This window comes from Acetivibrio ethanolgignens (assembly GCF_001461035.1).
Taxonomy (GTDB): Bacteria; Bacillota; Clostridia; order Lachnospirales; family Lachnospiraceae; genus Velocimicrobium; species Velocimicrobium ethanolgignens.
This window is the reverse complement of record NZ_LNAM01000153.1, coordinates 92,612-108,851: the sequence shown is the minus strand read 5'-3', so window position 1 is coordinate 108,851 and position 16,240 is coordinate 92,612. Positions and strand designations below refer to the sequence as shown.

At 42.5% G+C, this 16,240-nt stretch carries 18 protein-coding genes; 14 read left to right on the top strand and 4 right to left on the bottom strand.

Annotation, left to right across the window (positions count from 1 at the left end; genetic code table 11):
* Nucleotides 1-69 precede the first annotated feature (69 nt).
* Complete coding sequence (locus ASU35_RS09315) at nucleotides 70-345, top strand: DUF7724 family protein (protein WP_058352749.1); 276 nt, start codon at nucleotides 70-72, stop codon at nucleotides 343-345.
* Nucleotides 338-424, top strand: coding sequence for a DUF7723 family protein (locus tag ASU35_RS20715; RefSeq protein ID WP_423229980.1), 87 nt, complete (start codon nucleotides 338-340; stop codon nucleotides 422-424). Before ASU35_RS09315 ends, ASU35_RS20715 begins: the two co-directional genes overlap by 8 nt.
* Before the next feature lie 50 nt (nucleotides 425-474).
* On the opposite strand, the gene ASU35_RS09310 is transcribed toward ASU35_RS20715, so the two are convergent.
* Both ASU35_RS09310 and ASU35_RS09305 read right to left on the bottom strand, forming a co-directional pair.
* The gene (locus tag ASU35_RS09310) at nucleotides 475-2,022 is read right to left on the bottom strand and encodes a sensor histidine kinase (RefSeq protein WP_058352748.1); all 1,548 of its coding nucleotides are present in this window, start codon (nucleotides 2,020-2,022) and stop codon (nucleotides 475-477) included.
* On the bottom strand, nucleotides 2,006-2,701 hold the full coding sequence (locus tag ASU35_RS09305) for a response regulator transcription factor (RefSeq protein ID WP_058352747.1): 696 nt from the start codon (nucleotides 2,699-2,701) through the stop codon (nucleotides 2,006-2,008). Before ASU35_RS09305 ends, ASU35_RS09310 begins: the two co-directional genes overlap by 17 nt.
* 178 nt (nucleotides 2,702-2,879) lie before the next feature.
* On the opposite strand from ASU35_RS09305, the gene ASU35_RS09300 reads away from it, so the two are divergent.
* The 7 genes from ASU35_RS09300 (at nucleotide 2,880) to ASU35_RS09270 (ending at nucleotide 10,102) form a co-directional block, all read left to right on the top strand.
* Nucleotides 2,880-3,536: an Ig-like domain-containing protein gene (locus ASU35_RS09300; RefSeq protein WP_058352746.1), complete on the top strand. Its 657-nt coding sequence runs from the start codon at nucleotides 2,880-2,882 to the stop codon at nucleotides 3,534-3,536.
* Nucleotides 3,537-3,673: 137 nt separating this feature from the next.
* A complete protein-coding gene (locus ASU35_RS09295; RefSeq protein ID WP_058352745.1) occupies nucleotides 3,674-4,864 on the top strand; it encodes a phosphopentomutase in 1,191 nt (396 codons plus the stop codon).
* Between the two features lie 57 nt (nucleotides 4,865-4,921).
* Nucleotides 4,922-6,625: a S8 family peptidase gene (locus ASU35_RS09290; protein WP_058352744.1), complete on the top strand. Its 1,704-nt coding sequence runs from the start codon at nucleotides 4,922-4,924 to the stop codon at nucleotides 6,623-6,625.
* 72 nt (nucleotides 6,626-6,697) lie between these two features.
* Complete coding sequence (locus ASU35_RS09285) at nucleotides 6,698-7,372, top strand: TraX family protein (RefSeq protein WP_058352743.1); 675 nt, start codon at nucleotides 6,698-6,700, stop codon at nucleotides 7,370-7,372.
* A gap of 13 nt (nucleotides 7,373-7,385) precedes the next feature.
* The gene (locus tag ASU35_RS09280) at nucleotides 7,386-8,573 is read left to right on the top strand and encodes a pyridoxal phosphate-dependent aminotransferase (protein ID WP_058352742.1); all 1,188 of its coding nucleotides are present in this window, start codon (nucleotides 7,386-7,388) and stop codon (nucleotides 8,571-8,573) included.
* A gap of 22 nt (nucleotides 8,574-8,595) precedes the next feature.
* Nucleotides 8,596-9,663, top strand: coding sequence for a histidinol-phosphate transaminase (hisC, locus tag ASU35_RS09275; protein WP_058352741.1), 1,068 nt, complete (start codon nucleotides 8,596-8,598; stop codon nucleotides 9,661-9,663).
* 46 nt (nucleotides 9,664-9,709) lie between these two features.
* Nucleotides 9,710-10,102, top strand: coding sequence for a response regulator (locus tag ASU35_RS09270; RefSeq protein ID WP_058352740.1), 393 nt, complete (start codon nucleotides 9,710-9,712; stop codon nucleotides 10,100-10,102).
* A 66-nt stretch (nucleotides 10,103-10,168) separates the two neighbouring features.
* Here ASU35_RS09270 and ASU35_RS09265 read toward each other — a convergent pair whose 3' ends face one another.
* Nucleotides 10,169-10,699, bottom strand: a complete 531-nt coding sequence (locus tag ASU35_RS09265; RefSeq protein ID WP_058352739.1) for an ECF transporter S component — start codon at nucleotides 10,697-10,699, stop codon at nucleotides 10,169-10,171.
* Between the two features lie 110 nt (nucleotides 10,700-10,809).
* Between ASU35_RS09265 and ASU35_RS09260 the strand changes: the two genes are divergently transcribed.
* From ASU35_RS09260 to ytvI, 5 genes are read left to right on the top strand one after another with little or no spacing between them, the layout of a single operon-like run.
* Complete coding sequence (locus tag ASU35_RS09260; RefSeq protein ID WP_058352738.1) at nucleotides 10,810-11,664, top strand: DUF368 domain-containing protein; 855 nt, start codon at nucleotides 10,810-10,812, stop codon at nucleotides 11,662-11,664.
* 22 nt (nucleotides 11,665-11,686) lie between these two features.
* The gene (locus ASU35_RS09255) at nucleotides 11,687-12,589 is read left to right on the top strand and encodes a metal ABC transporter substrate-binding protein (RefSeq protein ID WP_147525411.1); all 903 of its coding nucleotides are present in this window, start codon (nucleotides 11,687-11,689) and stop codon (nucleotides 12,587-12,589) included.
* Between the two features lie 18 nt (nucleotides 12,590-12,607).
* Nucleotides 12,608-13,375 carry a metal ABC transporter ATP-binding protein gene (locus ASU35_RS09250; protein WP_058352736.1) on the top strand — a complete coding sequence of 256 codons (768 nt, stop codon included), beginning with the start codon at nucleotides 12,608-12,610 and terminating at the stop codon, nucleotides 13,373-13,375.
* Nucleotides 13,359-14,171, top strand: coding sequence for a metal ABC transporter permease (locus ASU35_RS09245; RefSeq protein ID WP_058352735.1), 813 nt, complete (start codon nucleotides 13,359-13,361; stop codon nucleotides 14,169-14,171). Before ASU35_RS09250 ends, ASU35_RS09245 begins: the two co-directional genes overlap by 17 nt.
* Nucleotides 14,172-14,185: 14 nt before the next feature.
* On the top strand, nucleotides 14,186-15,310 hold the full coding sequence (gene ytvI, locus ASU35_RS09240) for a sporulation integral membrane protein YtvI (protein WP_058352734.1): 1,125 nt from the start codon (nucleotides 14,186-14,188) through the stop codon (nucleotides 15,308-15,310).
* A 10-nt stretch (nucleotides 15,311-15,320) separates the two neighbouring features.
* On the opposite strand, the gene ASU35_RS09235 is transcribed toward ytvI, so the two are convergent.
* Nucleotides 15,321-16,178 (bottom strand): hypothetical protein, encoded by an 858-nt coding sequence (locus tag ASU35_RS09235; protein WP_058352733.1) that lies wholly within the window; start codon nucleotides 16,176-16,178, stop codon nucleotides 15,321-15,323.
* Between the last annotated feature and the right edge of the window lie 62 nt (nucleotides 16,179-16,240).

The following is a 16,240-nucleotide window of genomic DNA, read 5'->3' as shown; positions in this document are numbered from 1 at the left end:
AAAAGAAAGATAAGGGGAGTTTTTTTATAAAATAATGATGAAAGAAAGTTCCTAAGGGAGAATAGTAGTATGAAGAATGATGAAGCCTACCTAAGTAATACTGGTAATTATACCGTTTTTAAATATGGTAATTATATGATTCGTTTTTTGGCACCGTATTCTTTGGAACGGTATACGAAAGTGAAGGAATGGGATAACGGATATTTAGTAGTTATGGCTAAATATGAGCATAATGATAAAGAAGAAGAAGAATATATTGATTTGATTCCTATACTAAATGATTTATATTTTAATGTAGATGAATTTTTAAGACCAATAAAGAAAGTGAGGGTTTTATATGACTGATATTATTCAGGTGGCTGACAAGGCAGATATGATTGTCAATGGCTATGCTTTTACAAAAGTAGAAATAAAACTTTTGTAAAAGCCGCCATTATTCGCAGTAATGGCGGCTGTGTTTTTGACAGTTCTCCCTTATTCCCCTAAATCCTCAAAATCTTCAAATTCCCAGTCTTTAAAATCCTTAGGAAAGGTAAACTGGAAGTCAGTCCCTTCGTTTAAAGCACTGATAACCTGAATTGTACCGTTATGGCGATTGGAAATCTGCTTGGCAATCATGAGACCAAGACCGGAGCCGGTAGCATTCTGGCGGAGCTTGGATTTATAGAATTTCTCAAAAATGTTAGGAAGCTCCTCTGGTGAGATACCAATACCCTCATCCCGGATGGAGGCAAAAATGGTTTCTTCCCGTTCTTCCAGAGTAAGGTGAATCCTGCTGTGTTCTGGAGAAAACTTAATGGCATTATCAATAATAACGAGGAACATCTGACGCAGACGGTCATAATCGCCGGGCATCATGATACAGTCCTGATTTTTCATAAGCTCCAGTGAAATTTCCTTTTTAGCAGCCATTACCTTTGCACTTCGGATAATATCTATAAAAATCTGAACCAGATTGATGGGCTCCATTTCCATTTCAAAATGAGGATTCTGCATTTTGGAAAGGGTGAGCAGGTCGCCGACTAGACGCTCCATGCTGGTACACTCCCGGAGCATACGCTCATAATACTGGTGAGTTCTTTTGGGGTCGGTGACAACACCATCATACAGTGTTTCTGTATAGCCACGGAGAACTGTAATCGGCGTGCGAAGCTCGTGGGAAACATTTGCAAAAAAGTCCATACGCATTTGCTCCAAATTCTGCCGCTCGATTTCACTCTGGGTCAGCTTGTCTGAAAGGACATCTAAAGTGGTAGCCAGCTCACCGATTTCATCACGACGGGATATGTCGGTAGTGTAATCGTAATTTCCAATGGCATACTGGGCTGCAGCGATACGCATCTGGGAAATCGGCCGGGCCAGGGTACGGGCAAAAACAATGGCGATAACAAAGGAAACCAGAAGAGATACCAGGCTGCTGCTTAGGATAAGCTGCATGCTGCTGTCATTGACCTTCTGCTGGTTTTCTACATAGGTATTCAAAAGAACGACACCTACGACTCGTCCGTTGGCATTGTGAATCGGAGTCGCTACCCGCAGGATAGGCTTTCGATAAAGCTCGTCATAGCTGCTTAGGCTGCTGACCTTGCCATCATAGGCCTTGGAAATGACAGACTCCATATCCTCAGAAATCGTCATGCCCTCCAGATTTACATTGGCAAAGTCCGTTTTCATCGGCTCTGATGCCTTAGGATTGGAGATAACCCATAAGTCCGTATTTTCTGTTAAAAGCATTTCCTCCCAGGAAAACAGGTAGGAGGTATAGTGGGAAATATCATCGTTATTTACATAAGTGGAAATATTATTTGCAAGCTGCTGTCCTTGGTTTTTCAACTGCTGCTCGTAAGTAGTCAGTGTGTTCTGGCGGTACAGATTCATAAAAATAACACCTAAAAGAACTGCAAATACCGTCAGAATAGTGGCAAAATAAAGGAAAATCTGAAAAAACAGGCTGTTCCAGATTTTAGGAGCAGAAATACCCTGATTGCCTGGCTTGCGTTGTTTTTTATTTTTCGTATTCAAATTTGTAGCCTACCCCCCAGATTGTTTTAATACACCAGTCAGGGTGCTCTACCTTATCCAGCTTGGCACGGAGACGCTTGATGTGGGAGTCCACAGTACGGCTGTCGCCGAAATAATCAAAGCCCCAGAGGCTGTCTAACAGGTTGTCGCGGGTAAAGACTTTATTTGGATTACTGGCCAGTGTCCACATGGTTTCGATTTCCTTTTTGGTAAGGGACATTTTCTGACCGCCTATGTACAGGGTATATTCATCCAGATTGATGGTCAGGCTGCTGATGGAAATTGTATTTTCCGAGTGCTCCGGTGTCGGCTCTGTCTTTGTCATACGGCGGAGAACAGCTCGGACTCTTGCCATGACCTCACTTGGACTAAAGGGCTTTACAATATAATCATCAGCACCGATATCCAGCCCCATGATACGCTCAAAGTCTTCACCCCGGGCGGTAATCAGGATAATCGGTACATTAGATTCTCCGCGGATTTTGCGGCAGACCTCATAGCCGTCCTCCTTTGGCATCATTACGTCCAGAAGGACAACTGAAGGATTATATTGATGGAAAAGGGTAAGTGCCTGTTCACCGTCAGCGGCAATTACAGGCGTGAGCCCTTCTTTTTCAGCATAAGTAGAAAGGATATCTGTAATATCCTGATTATCATCAGCAATTAAAATGTATGGCATACATATCCTCCTTAGGTAATTCTTTTATATCTATATTATAATAAAACCTGTAAATTTCTACAAGTTGAAAATTATGACAAGGTTCTGCCATTATTCTGACAAAAATAGCTGATATACTGGATTTGTAATAAAGGTACATAGTAATGGAGCTATATCCAGAAGATTTGGAGGGATAAACATGAAGAAAGTATCTTTTATTATTGCAAAGTGCTTGTTCATGTTAAGCATGGGCCTTCTTCTGACCGGTTTTTTGCCGCTGCCAAATACCTTTTTTCTTTCCAATAACATCGCGGTAGCAAAAGCAAGTGAAGTCGGGGATGATGATGACAAAGCAAGCTCATTACGATTAAATGTAAACGCCTTTTCCCTTATTATTGAGGATTCCTACACCTTGCGTTTACGGAATCTGGAAGAGGGACAAAAGGTGACCTACAAAGCAGAGGATTCCGACATTGTTTCCATTAAGAAGGTTTCTAATAAAGAAGCAGAGATTACAGGAGATACCGTTGGAACGACCACGATTATCGTTACAGTAAAGCAGGCAGGTAAGACAGTACGCACATTAAAGTGTAAGGTTAAGGTCGGACCACCGGCTCAGAGCGTTCGATTTGGTGAAAGCGAGGTTACAGTGAAGGCCGGAGAAAAGACTACACTGAAAGCGAAGCTGACACCGGGAACTACAGTAGAGACCGGAAGATACAAGTCTGAGGATACAGAGATTGCGACAGTGACCTCCCAGGGGACTGTAACGGCCCTGAAGCCAGGCGAGGTAAAGATTACGATTACCATTGCTAACGGTGCGACGGATACCTGTACGGTAAAGGTAATAGAATAACTGCAATATAAGATGCGAGGCATATAGGTGTTTCGCGTCTTTTTTATCCTATCGAATATAAAACTCAAAGTCACTTGTCCTTGACAAAAAAAGAGAATTTCGGCAAAATAAAATAAAAAACGAAAGGGAGTAGCAGAATGAAAAAATATAAAAGAATATTTACTGTGGTCATGGATTCTCTTGGGGTTGGAGCTATGGAGGATTCCGAGCGGTTTGGAGATATCGATGTAGATACCCTGGGACACATTTCTGAAAAGATGGAGGAATTTCATATTCCGAACCTTGCGAAGCTTGGCATAGCTAATCTTCATACACTGAAGCAGGTAGAGCCGGTCAAGGCACCGATGGCACATTTTATGAAGATGCGAGAAGCCAGCAACGGCAAGGATACGATGACCGGACACTGGGAGATGATGGGCCTTAAGATAGAAAAGCCATTTCAGACTTTTACCGATACCGGATTTCCGAAGGAGCTGATTGAAGAACTGGAAAAACGGACAGGAAAGCGGGTTATCGGAAATAAGAGCGCCAGTGGTACGGAGATTTTAGATGAATTGGCAGAGGAAGAGATTGCAACGGGAGCCATGATTGTTTACACCTCTGCGGATTCTGTACTGCAGATTTGTGGAAACGAAGAAACCTTTGGTCTTGACGAGCTGTACCGCTGCTGTGAAATTGCTAGAGAAATCACAATGAAGGATGAGTGGAAGGTTGGTCGTGTTATTGCCCGCCCTTATGTTGGAAAGAAAAAGGGCGAATTTAAGAGGACCAGTAACCGCCATGACTATGCACTGAAGCCCTATGGTCCGACAGCTTTAAATGCCCTGAAGGATGCTGGGATGGATGTTATATCTGTTGGAAAGATCAATGATATTTTTGTGGGCGAGGGCATCACAGAAAGCTACCGTTCCAACTCCTCTGTACATGGTATGGAGCAGACGATAGAGATAGCAGATAAGGACTTTACCGGCCTTTGCTTTGTTAATCTGGTCGATTTTGATGCCCTTTGGGGACATAGAAGAGATCCCTTAGGCTATGGTCAGGAAATCGAAAGGTTTGACGAAAAGCTTGGTATTCTGCTAGGTAAGCTAAAGGAGGATGACCTTCTGATTATTACAGCAGACCACGGCAACGATCCAACCTATACAGGAACAGATCATACCAGAGAAAAGGTACCGTTTTTAGCTTATTCTCCATCTATGAAGGAGGGAGGACTTTTGCCGGAGGCAGATACCTTTGCTGTGATTGGAGCTACCATTGCAGATAATTTTGAGGTAGCGATGCCGGAAAATACCATCGGAAGCTCAATTCTGGAGCAGTTAATTTAGGATAGAAGAAAAATCCTCCGCATATAATAGCATGAGATTATATGCGGAGGATTTTTTATGGATGAAATGAGCTGTGAGGACATTATTTATTCAGAGGAATATGGTGATTACATTATAGAAACCTTTGATGATCCCGAGGTGGCAAGAGAGCTTTATGAAGCCCAGTGTGCCCAGGTAGTCAGTAACCGGAGCTTGGTGCTTTATCGAAGGGTGGTTGGAAACCCGGAAGAAACGTTGAATATCTATGGTTATACTGCTATGCCGAAGTGCTATGGAATTATGGATACGACAGCTTTAGAAGAGGCGGGCATCTTAAGGCTTCGACGTCAGCCCTATCTGGATTTGTATGGGAGTGGTGTACTAATAGGAATTATTGATACAGGGATAGATTACCTCCATCCGGCCTTTATTAATGCAGATGGCAGCAGCCGGATTTATTCAATATGGGACCAGACGGTAAGAAGCGGAAGCCCGCCGGAGGGTTTCTATTATGGTACGGAATACAAGCAGGCACAGATAGAGGAAGCTATCAGCTCTGAAAATCCTGCAGAGCTTGTTCCGGTAACAGATGAAAGCGGGCACGGAACCTTTCTGGCAGGAATTGTGGCAGGAAACGAATTGCCCGAGGAGGACTTTTCAGGAATAGCACCTTTGTCAGATTTGGTAGTTGTTAAGCTGAAGGAAGCGAAAAATAATCTAAAGAGCTATTATGGAATAGGTGAGAGAGAAAATGTATATCAGGAAAATGATATTATGCTGGGGATTCGCTATGTGCAGGCAGTAGCAGCTATCAGAAGAATGCCGATTGTGGTTTTACTGGGACTGGGAACCAATGCAGGAAATCACAGCGGGGAGCTTCAGCTGTCCAGATATATGAACCGGAGTGCCGTATTTTCGGGAGCTGTTATGGTAAGCAGTGCAGGTAATGAAGGAAACCAGGGGCACCACTATCAACGGCGGCTTTTAGAGGCCGGAGGCAGGGATGTGGTAGAGATAAATATAGCCGAAGGAGAAACAGGAGTGACACTGGAGCTTTGGACAGAAGCACCACAGCTGTTTACTGTAGGAATCCGTACACCATTGGGGAATGCTACCGGAATACTGCCTATCTGGTATGGCAGGGGCGTAACACCGATTACCTTTCCTCTGGAAAACAGCCGGGTGTTTGTGGAGTATACAGCTGTGGAAACAAATACGGGGGATGAGGTAATCGTAATCCGTATTTTGAGACCAGCGGCAGGAATTTGGCGGATTGAAGTGGTAAACAATACGGAATATCTAGCCAGCTATAACATGTGGATGCCGATTTCAGATTTTCTAAAGCCGGAGAGCAGGTTCCTGAGTCCGGAACCGGATATTACGGTTTGTGAGCCGGGCAATGCCAGGAGTGTACTGACGTCAACAGCATATAATCATGTGGATGGAAGCATTTATATTGCAGCTAGCCGGGGATTTACAAGCACCGGTGGAATTAAACCGGAGCTTGCGGCACCTGGAGTAGCTGTTTACGGCCCGGCACCGGGCGGCGGCTTTACGACAAGAAGCGGAACCTCTGTTGGAGCAGCCTTTTGTGCAGGGGCAGCAGTCTTGATGCTGGAGTGGGGAGTAGTGCGTGGAAATGATCTTGGGATGCAGACAACGGAGATTTCCAATATTTTGATTCGGGGAGCTGGACGGGAAAGTAATCTGGAGTATCCGAACCGCATCTGGGGCTATGGAAAGCTTGATGTTTATACAGCCTTTGGGCAGCTGAGACCGTAATGTTAAAAATTAGTAGGAAATAGGAGAGGCATTTGTTATAATAAAAGAATAAAGATTTTAGGAGGGGTTGAAATGAACCAAAGAGGAATCAGTGGCAGTACGTTGAAAATCCTGGCGGTCATCAGTATGCTGATTGACCATACGGCAGCAATTTTATTGGAGCCCTTGCACCCCTATTATACACTTTGCAGAAATCTGGGACGGCTGGCCTTCCCTATCTTTTGTTTCCTTTTGGTAGAGGGCTATGTACACACAAGAGATGTAAAAAAATATGGTTTACGGCTTTTTATATTTGCAATTATTTCTGAGATACCCTTTGATTTGGCTTTTTCGGGAAGCATTGTGAATATGCATTATCAGAATGTGTTTTTTACACTTTTGCTGGGATTGTGTGTACTGTATTTTCTGGACCGCTTTCAGGAGCCAGTGCTCCGGGTGTTGGTTATTATTCTTGGAATGGCAGCTGCTACCCTGCTTCACACAGACTATTCATGGAAGGGAATAGCTGCGATTGTAGTGCTTTATGTGATGCGAAGAGACCGCTTGCAGCAGTCTATAATAGGGGCAGTAGCATTTTCTTGGGAACCACCGGCAATGCTTGCTTTTCTGCCGATTTATTTCTATAATGGAAAAAGAGGCATTTCAATGAAATATTTGTTTTATGTTTTTTATCCGGCTCACCTTCTTTTACTGGTGTGCATAAAGCAGCTTTTACCAAGTGAGTTTATTACATGGTTTGCATTCTGAAAGGAGAAGTACGATGATTTCAAGGAAAATGGAAGGTTTGGTAAAACATAGCTCTGTAATCCGTGCTATGTTTGAAGAAGGAAAGAAACTGGCAGCCGAGTATGGACAGGAGAATGTCTATGATTTCAGCCTGGGCAATCCAAGTGTGGAGCCGCCGAAGGAGGCTCGGGAGGCTATGCTGTCTGTGCTCACGGAGGAAAATCCTGTCATGGTCCATGGCTATATGAATAATTCAGGCTATGAGGATGTAAGAGCAGCAGTAGCACAATCCTTAAATAAGCGTTTTGATACGGCATTTAGCAAGAAAAATATTTTAATGACGGTAGGTGCAGCCGGTGGTTTAAATGTTATTTTAAAGACACTTTTAAATCCTGGAGATGAGGTTATTGTATTTGCACCTTATTTTGGAGAATACAATAACTATGTCAGCAACTTTGACGGAAAAATCGTTGTGATTTCTCCGAATACTGTAGATTTTCAGCCGAAGCTAAGAGAATTTGCAGAAAAGATTTCTGAAAAGACCAAGGCTGTTATTGTAAATACACCAAATAATCCTACAGGTGTCATATATTCAGAAAGAACAATTATGGCAATGTCTGAAATCATGTATAAGGCGATGGACGCCTTTGATACTTCGATTTATCTGATTTCTGATGAGCCTTACAGAGAGCTGGCTTACGATGGCGTGGAGGTACCATATCTGACAAAGTACTATGAGAATACGATTGTGGGCTATTCCTATTCCAAGTCCCTTTCTCTCCCAGGAGAGCGAATCGGCTATCTTGTTATGCCAGATGAACTGGATGATTTTGAGGATATTGTGGCGGGAGCAAATGTGGCAAACCGTATCTTAGGCTTTGTAAATGCTCCTTCTCTTTTACAGAGAGCGATTGCAAAATGTGTAGACGCCACAGTAGATGTAGAAATTTATAATAGAAATCGTGAGCTTTTGTATCATGAGCTTACAGAAATAGGCTATGAAATGGTAAAACCGGAGGGAGCCTTTTACCTGTTTGTAAAGGCATTGGAGGAGGATGACAAGGCCTTTTGCCAGAGGGCAAAGAAGTATAACCTCCTTTTGGTACCGGGGTCTTCCTTTGCCTGCCCGGGCTATGTGAGACTGGCCTACTGCGTAGATTATGATATGATTGTTCGCTCCCTGCCTGCTTTTAAAAAGCTGGCAGCAGAATATAAGAATTAAAATGAAGACGGAGGAAGAGAGTATGAAAACATGGGAAAAATATATTCGCCGGGTAGAGCCATATATTCCAGGAGAACAACCGGCAGGAAGTGACATTATTAAGCTGAACACCAATGAAAACCCATATCCACCGGCACCGGAGGTAATTCGGGCTGGGCAGGAGCTGCCTATGGACAGGCTTTCCCGCTACCCTGACCCAGAGGCTTCCATATTAAGAAAAGCTTTGGCAAAACACTATGGACTTAGTCAGGAGGAAATTTTTGTCGGTGTGGGTTCGGACGATGTGCTTGGAATGGCATTTTTGACCTTTTTTAATTCAGAAAAGCCAATTTTGTTTCCAAATATAACGTATTCTTTTTATGAGGTATGGGCAGAGCTGTTCGGGATTCCTTATGAAAGACCGGAGCTTACCAGGGATTTTCATATCTGTACAGAGGACTATAAAAGAGAAAATGGCGGTATCGTTCTGGCAAATCCTAATGCACCTACCTCTGTTTTTGAACCTCTTTTATGGATTGAGGAAATCGTAAGGGCTAATCAGGATAGCGTTGTCATTATAGATGAAGCCTATATTGATTTTGGCGGACAGTCAAGTAGAGAACTGCTTACCAGATATGATAATCTTTTAGTGGTGCAGACCTTTTCGAAGTCCCGTTCTCTGGCTGGAATGCGGATTGGCTTTGGGATGGGAAGCCGAAAACTTATTAAAGCAATGAATGATGTAAAATATTCTTATAATTCCTATACGATGAGCCAGGCGGCTCTTTTGATGGGAGAGGCCTCAGTACGGGCAGACGCTTATTTCCAGGAAACCACAAAAAGGATTATGGAAACCAGAGAATGGCTGAAGGCAGAGCTTCGCAGACTGGGCTTTTCTTTCCCGGATTCCATGACAAACTTTCTTTTTATTACTCATGAAGAGATAGAAGCCGAGAAGCTGTTTTTGTGGCTGAAGGAGCAAAAGATTTATGTACGGTATTTCAGGAAACCACTGCTGTCAGAGTATCTGCGGGTGACCATCGGTGCCAGGGAGGATATGGAGGTTTTTGTTGCGAAGGTAGGAGAATATATGACTTCACAAAAACGGTGAAAAAGAAATGTAAAATATCATGAAATAAGGACAGGGAGGAATTGACATGAGAATATTGATTGCAGAGGATGATTTTGCCAGTAGAAAGTTTATGCTTCGCTTTTTATCAAAATACGGCGAGTGTGATATAACTGTAGATGGCATAGAAGCAGTAGATGCCTTTTTAATGGCATTGGATAATGATGAAGGCTATGATTTGATCTGTTTGGATATTATGATGCCAGCCTTGGATGGGTATCAGGCTTTGAAGGCAATCAAAGATATTGAAGAAGAAAGACAGATTCCAGAGGAAAAGCGGGCGAAGATTATTATGACGACTGCTCTGAGTGAGGGACGGAATGTGACGAAGGCCTTTGAGCTTGGCTGTGTAGCATATGCAGGAAAGCCAATTGACCAGGAAAAGTTTGAGAATGTCTTAAGAAAGCTTGAGCTTATTTAATACATAAGATAAATAAAGATGCCGTTAAGCATCTTTATTTTTTTTCAAAAATGTGGTACATTACCATTATGCTGTTGTCATAGAACGAATGAAGGGTACCTTGGAAAGTGCTTCAAATAAAACAGCAGAAATGATGATACCAAAGATACCCTGTACAAAGTTGTGCGGAATGGAAGCAGCAGCTGCAAGACCATAACCAAGGATGGTGGACTCGGCAGCAAAGTATCCAAAAGCAACGACGATAGCAGCACAGATACCACCAGTGATAACAGGCAGAAGATGGAAACTGCCGGTTTTTTTCTGAAGTGCTTTATATACAACACCAGCTAAAAGACCAGCACATGCTTTAATGATAAAGGTAATAGGAACATAAGCCATATAACCGGTTAAAAGGTCAGCAAGCATAGAGCCGATACCACCGGCAAGTGCTCCGTAAACCGGACCGAGAAGGATACCGGACAGGATAACAAAGCCGTCCCCCAGATGAATGTATCCATTTGTAACTGGTGTGGGTACTTGAATTACCATGGTTGCAACGCAGGTAAGAGCAGCTAAAAGAGAAGCAGTTACCAGCTTTAAAATTTTTGTTGAGTTCATACGATTTTACCTCCCTGTGTTGATAGCCAAACTATACACCATTTCTGGCATGATAAAAATGTTCAGTTTGTGAAAAAATAATAATACCAGATGAAAGAAAGGAATTTATAATGAGACTTTTTATAAACATTATTAAAGGAATTGTGATTGGAATTGCTAATGCGATTCCGGGAGTCAGCGGTGGCACCATGATGGTATCCATGGGTATTTATGATGAGATTATTGGCTGTGTGACGAAGCTGTTTTCCCAACTGAAAAAAAGTATTTTGACACTTCTTCCCTATGGAATCGGCATGGCTGTTGGAATCGTAGGCTTGTCCTATGGGATTAAATTTTTACTGACAAATTATGCTTTGCAGACCAGCATGGCCTTTGTAGGTTTGATTTTAGGAGGGATTCCGATACTTTATGGGCATATCCGGGGAAAGAAGCTGGGGATATCCCATGGACTTGTATTTGCGGCCTTTTTTGCTTTGATTCTTGTACTTCAGTTGCTGGGGGAGGGAAATGGAGCTCAGGCAGACCTTACCTTCGGTGTATGGAGCTGCATTAAGCTGTTTTTTGTAGGAATTATTGCAGCAGCAACCATGGTTGTGCCGGGAGTCAGTGGTTCTATGATGCTGATGCTGTTAGGCTACTATTATCCAATTATTAATACGATAACTTTAGCGGTAGATGGATTAAGAAACGCAGATTTTGGGCAGATTCTAGAGGCAGCCGGTGTTATTATCCCAATGGGCCTGGGCGTGGTTCTGGGCATTTTTGTAATTGCCAAGATTATTGAATATCTTTTGAATAACTACGAGGGCCATACCTATTGTGGTATTCTGGGACTTGTTATTGCATCACCGATTGCTATTTTGATGGGAATTCAGATGCCGGTAATTACTGGCAGTGTGATTTTTGGAAGTATTTTAAGCTTTGCAGCGGGGCTTATTGTTGCTTATTTTCTTGGAAGAGAATAAGGATGCAGAAAGAGAGGAAGTTATGAGTAAAGATTTAAAAAAGCTGGGTGTACTTTTAGGGATTATGGTATTGGTGATTGCTTCAGGAGTACTTGCTACCTGGGGTGTTGGCCGGGAGAAGGTCAGACAGAAGGATAGTCTGCAGGTCGTGACCAGCTTTTATCCAATGTATATTGCAGTAATGAATATTATTGATGGCGTGGAAGGGGTAGAGCTTTCCAACCTGACGGAGAACCAGGGCGGCTGCCTCCACGATTATCAGCTGACAGCCGCAGATATGAAGAAGCTGGAGGGAGCTGATGTGCTGGTTATTAATGGAGGCGGTATGGAGCATTTTTTAGAGCGGATTGTAGAGGTATATCCAGGTCTTACAATCATTGATGCCTCTGAGGGAATTGAAACAGAGGATGATAATGCTCACTACTGGGTAGATCCTGAGCGGTACAAAAAGCAGCTTTCCAATATTACAGAAGGGCTTGGCAGCCTGGATGAAAAACATAGAAAAGGCTTTGTGAAAAACTGTGAGGCCTATCAGGCAGAGGTTACCAGGATAGAAGAAAAGCTTCTTAAGGCAGCAGAGGATTTTCCGGAGGAAAAGGCAGTCTTGTTTCATGATGCTTTTGCTTATTTGGCAAAGCGTCTGGGAATTACGATAGCTTACAGCATTGAGCTGGAGGAGGACACCTCCTTGAATACCGGGGAGATTGCCCGGATTGTGGATACCGTCAGAGCGGAGGGTGTACGGCTTTTATTTACAGAAAAGCAGTTCAGCGACTCTATCCCGGCAGGAATCAGCAGGGAAACAGGGGCTTCTATCTGTGTTGTGGATACCCTGGTAAGTGGTGAGATGGAAAGGGATGCCTATTTAAAGGGGATGGAGACAAATATAGAAGTGATAGCTCAGTGTCTTCAGGCACTGGAGTAGACAAGAAGCGGGGAATATATGCAGGAAAAGAAAAAAGGCAGTGGAAGCTGCGGCCTACATTGCATCAAAATCAAAAATTTTAAGGTAACGACCGGAGATGACAGCACGATACTGGAAAATATTAATTTTCATATTCATTGTGGACAACTGACCGCTGTTATCGGTAAAAATGGAGCAGGAAAATCCACGCTGATTAAGGCGATACTTGATGAAATTCCTCATGAGGGAACAATAGAATGTAAGGATATGAAAAAAAATGCATTTCAGACAATAAAAATCGGGTATGTGCCCCAACACCTGAATATTGATAAGAATACGCCAGCTAGCGTTTATGATATGTTTGCCAGCTATATCAGCCGGTTTCCGGTATTTTTGTGGAGAAAAAGGAGTCTTTATGAAAAAATCCAGCAACAGCTTAAGATATTTGAAGCAGAGGAGCTGATTGATAAGGCAATCGGGGATTTGTCGGGAGGAGAACTGCAGAGAGTTCTTCTGTCGCTGGCGATTACACCGCCACCGAATCTTCTGCTTCTGGACGAGCCGGTTTCCGGTATGGATCAGAACGGATTGGATTTATTTTATAACAACATCGACTATTTGAAAAAAAATTACGATTTGGCGGTGATTCTGATTTCCCATGACCTGGAATATATTGAAAAATATGCGGATTATGTGGTACTTTTAGATAAGACAATTAAAAAAGAGGGAACACCAAAAGAGGTTTTTGCAAGCCCTGAGTTTTTGGAGACCTTTGGAAGGAGGGGATTTGATGGAAATGCTTCTTAGCTTTCTTTCCTATGATTTTATGAAAAATGCCCTGCTGGCCATGGTTATTATCACACCGCTTTTTGGTATCCTGGGTACAGTGATTGTAAATAACCGGATGGCCTTCTTTTCCGATGCTCTGGGACATTCCGCTTTTACTGGCATCGCTCTTGGGATTATTTTAGGAATTGCTGACACGAATATTTCCATGGTAGTATTTGCGGTTTTATTTGCACTGCTTTTAAACTATATTAAACGAAAAAATACGATTTCTACAGATACAATTATTTCTGTGTTTTCCTCTCTGGGCACAGCAGCTGGTCTTGTTATTTTGTCAAGAAACGGGGATTTTTCCAAATATTCTTCTCTTTTGGTAGGTGACATCCTGAGTATTACCAGAAAGGAAATCCGGCTTTTGGAGCTGGTATTTTTAGTGTGTATGATATTCTGGCTGTTCTTTTTTAATGAGCTGCATGCAAACAGTATCAGTGGAACGATGGCCAGAAGTAAGAAAATCAAAACCGTGCTGATTGATAACTGCTTTTCTGTGCTGATGGCTGTGGTTATTATGCTCTCCATCCGCTGGGTGGGAATTCTTCTTATCAATGCACTTTTGATTCTTCCGGCAGCTTCCAGCCGGAATCTGGCATCAAATATGCGGGAATACCATGGATATGCAATACTTATATCTATGTTTTCCGGTATACTGGGACTTTTATTGTCCTACTATAACAATACGGCAGCGGGACCTACGATTGTTATTGTGGCAGCAGCTGTATTTTTCCTGACACTTTTGGCGAAACCTTATGTAAAATAAAGAAGGGGATGCGTATGACCAATTTCCAGAAATATATGCGGATTTTAACAGATTTTGTATGTGCAGGTATTTTATTGGCAGTCCTGATATTTATTGTGCCGCGGGCCTTAGGGTTTTTTATGCCCTTTGTTATTGGCTGGATTATTTCCATGATAGCCAATCCATTAGTGCGGTTTCTGGAGAAAAATGTGAAGATGCTGCGAAAGCATAGCTCAGCTCTGATTATTATAGCGGCCCTAGCTATTGTTGTGGCAGCCGTGTATTTTGGATTGGGAATTTTGGTTCGTGAAGGCATCAGTCTTATGCAGGATTTGCCGGAAATTTTTGCAGAGCTGCAGGTCAATATCAGTGATACGTTAAAGAATCTGGAGGGCTTAGCCCGGTATCTGCCGGATAGCACAAAAGGCTTTCTGGATGACATGGGAAGCAGTATTAGCGGCTTTCTCACTTCAGCAATAAGCAGGATTGATGTATCGACGCTTGGTGTCGCAGGCTCCTTGGTAAAAAATGTAGCTGATGTTTTTTTAATGGCGATTATTACAATATTGTCAGCCTACTTTTTTATTGCGGATAGAGATAAGCTGGTGGCAGGCTTTAAGAGGATTTTGCCGGATTCGGTGAAGGAAAGCATGAATCTGATAAAAAGTAATTTTATTGAAGCACTGGGAGCTTATTTTAAAGCTCAATTTAAGATTATGATAGTTATGGTTGTGATTTTATTTATTGGATTTGAGCTTTTAGATGTCCATTATTCCTTTTTTCTTGGAATTCTGGTTGCCTTTTTGGATTTTCTTCCTTTTTTCGGAACGGGAACCATCCTTTGGCCATGGGCTCTTATGGATATTATCGGCGGTGAATATTTCCATGCGGTATGCCTGGCAATTATCTATCTGATATGCCAGCTTCTGCATCAGCTGCTACAGCCGAAGCTGGTAGGAGATGGAATTGGATTAAGTCCTCTGGCAACTCTTGTATTTATGTTTAGCGGTTATCGGATAAAGGGTGTTCTGGGAATGATTTTGGGAATTCCAATTGGAATGGCAGTCTTAAGCCTATATAAAGCAGGAGCCTTTGACCGCCTGATTGCGGGAGCAAAGGTCATCCTGCATGATATCAACGAATATAGAAAATGGCAATAAGCCTTGGCTGTTAGAAAAAAGAATACCGGTTCCGCTCATAGAGAAAGTTCTCACGGGTATAGAGCCGAAATAGGTGATTTATTAGCTGGTATAAAAGAATGCCCAAAAGGATGCCTAGCAGACGGAAGATGCAGGCGTCCATGATAAAGGTACCCTTTGACAGCCAGGTAATTCCTTCCAAAAGGAATGGTACAGCTATGCTGAAAAAAAGCTTTGGCAATACAGGCAGATCCTTTAGCAAAATCGAGCCATAAAAGCCAAGAGGAAGAAACAGAAAAAATATATGCAGGGCATATATCAAAAGAGCTTCAATACCTACACCGGTATAGATAAAATCTTCAATGTGGGTAGCTGTTGCCAGGAAAGGAAATAGGCTTATTTCTTTTCCTGTAAAGGTATAAGGAAACTCCAATGGAATAAAAAAGCTTCGGATAATCAGTGTTGGAATATAATATACTCCAAATAAAATCCCCATTTTTAGAAAGAAGCTGTTATAACGGACAAAACGTGGCCCGCGGTCGAAAAGACAACGGAAGGTGCAGTAGCACATCGGCAGCAGCCAGTGAAGCAACAAAAGATAGGGCAAAAAATCATGGTAGACAAGCAGATGGCCGGTCTGGTTAAAGTAAATAAGAAGGCTTAGGGTGCTTGCCGGTACTACGGAAAAAAGGGTGACTAAAAAGCAGGTATCATAGGTAAAGGCTGTTTCCAGAAAAACATGGGCCAAAAGGAAGCTGCCTATCAGGGCAACAAAAAAAACAGCAGCTGCAGACTCTGTAAGATAGTACAGAGCAAATTCAAGGCCAATATATAAAAGACAACTTATGATAACCAGTGTATTTATTTTAAATGAACGTTTACGATACATAGAAAACTCCTTAACTACGATAAAAACTTCAAACTAGCAATATCAATGTAAATTTACTACAC

Coding starts and splice junctions, on each gene's coding strand:
- ASU35_RS09315 (WP_058352749.1), top strand. CDS start 70: ATGAAGAATGATGAAGCCTACCTAAGTAATACTGGTAATTATACCGTT.
- ASU35_RS20715 (WP_423229980.1), top strand. CDS start 338: ATGACTGATATTATTCAGGTGGCTGACAAGGCAGATATGATTGTCAAT.
- ASU35_RS09305 (WP_058352747.1), bottom strand. CDS start 2,701: ATGCCATACATTTTAATTGCTGATGATAATCAGGATATTACAGATATC.
- ASU35_RS09300 (WP_058352746.1), top strand. CDS start 2,880: ATGAAGAAAGTATCTTTTATTATTGCAAAGTGCTTGTTCATGTTAAGC.
- ASU35_RS09295 (WP_058352745.1), top strand. CDS start 3,674: ATGAAAAAATATAAAAGAATATTTACTGTGGTCATGGATTCTCTTGGG.
- ASU35_RS09290 (WP_058352744.1), top strand. CDS start 4,922: ATGGATGAAATGAGCTGTGAGGACATTATTTATTCAGAGGAATATGGT.
- ASU35_RS09285 (WP_058352743.1), top strand. CDS start 6,698: ATGAACCAAAGAGGAATCAGTGGCAGTACGTTGAAAATCCTGGCGGTC.
- ASU35_RS09280 (WP_058352742.1), top strand. CDS start 7,386: ATGATTTCAAGGAAAATGGAAGGTTTGGTAAAACATAGCTCTGTAATC.
- hisC (WP_058352741.1), top strand. CDS start 8,596: ATGAAAACATGGGAAAAATATATTCGCCGGGTAGAGCCATATATTCCA.
- ASU35_RS09270 (WP_058352740.1), top strand. CDS start 9,710: ATGAGAATATTGATTGCAGAGGATGATTTTGCCAGTAGAAAGTTTATG.
- ASU35_RS09265 (WP_058352739.1), bottom strand. CDS start 10,699: ATGAACTCAACAAAAATTTTAAAGCTGGTAACTGCTTCTCTTTTAGCT.
- ASU35_RS09260 (WP_058352738.1), top strand. CDS start 10,810: ATGAGACTTTTTATAAACATTATTAAAGGAATTGTGATTGGAATTGCT.
- ASU35_RS09255 (WP_147525411.1), top strand. CDS start 11,687: ATGAGTAAAGATTTAAAAAAGCTGGGTGTACTTTTAGGGATTATGGTA.
- ASU35_RS09250 (WP_058352736.1), top strand. CDS start 12,608: ATGCAGGAAAAGAAAAAAGGCAGTGGAAGCTGCGGCCTACATTGCATC.
- ASU35_RS09245 (WP_058352735.1), top strand. CDS start 13,359: ATGGAAATGCTTCTTAGCTTTCTTTCCTATGATTTTATGAAAAATGCC.
- ytvI (WP_058352734.1), top strand. CDS start 14,186: ATGACCAATTTCCAGAAATATATGCGGATTTTAACAGATTTTGTATGT.
- ASU35_RS09235 (WP_058352733.1), bottom strand. CDS start 16,178: ATGTATCGTAAACGTTCATTTAAAATAAATACACTGGTTATCATAAGT.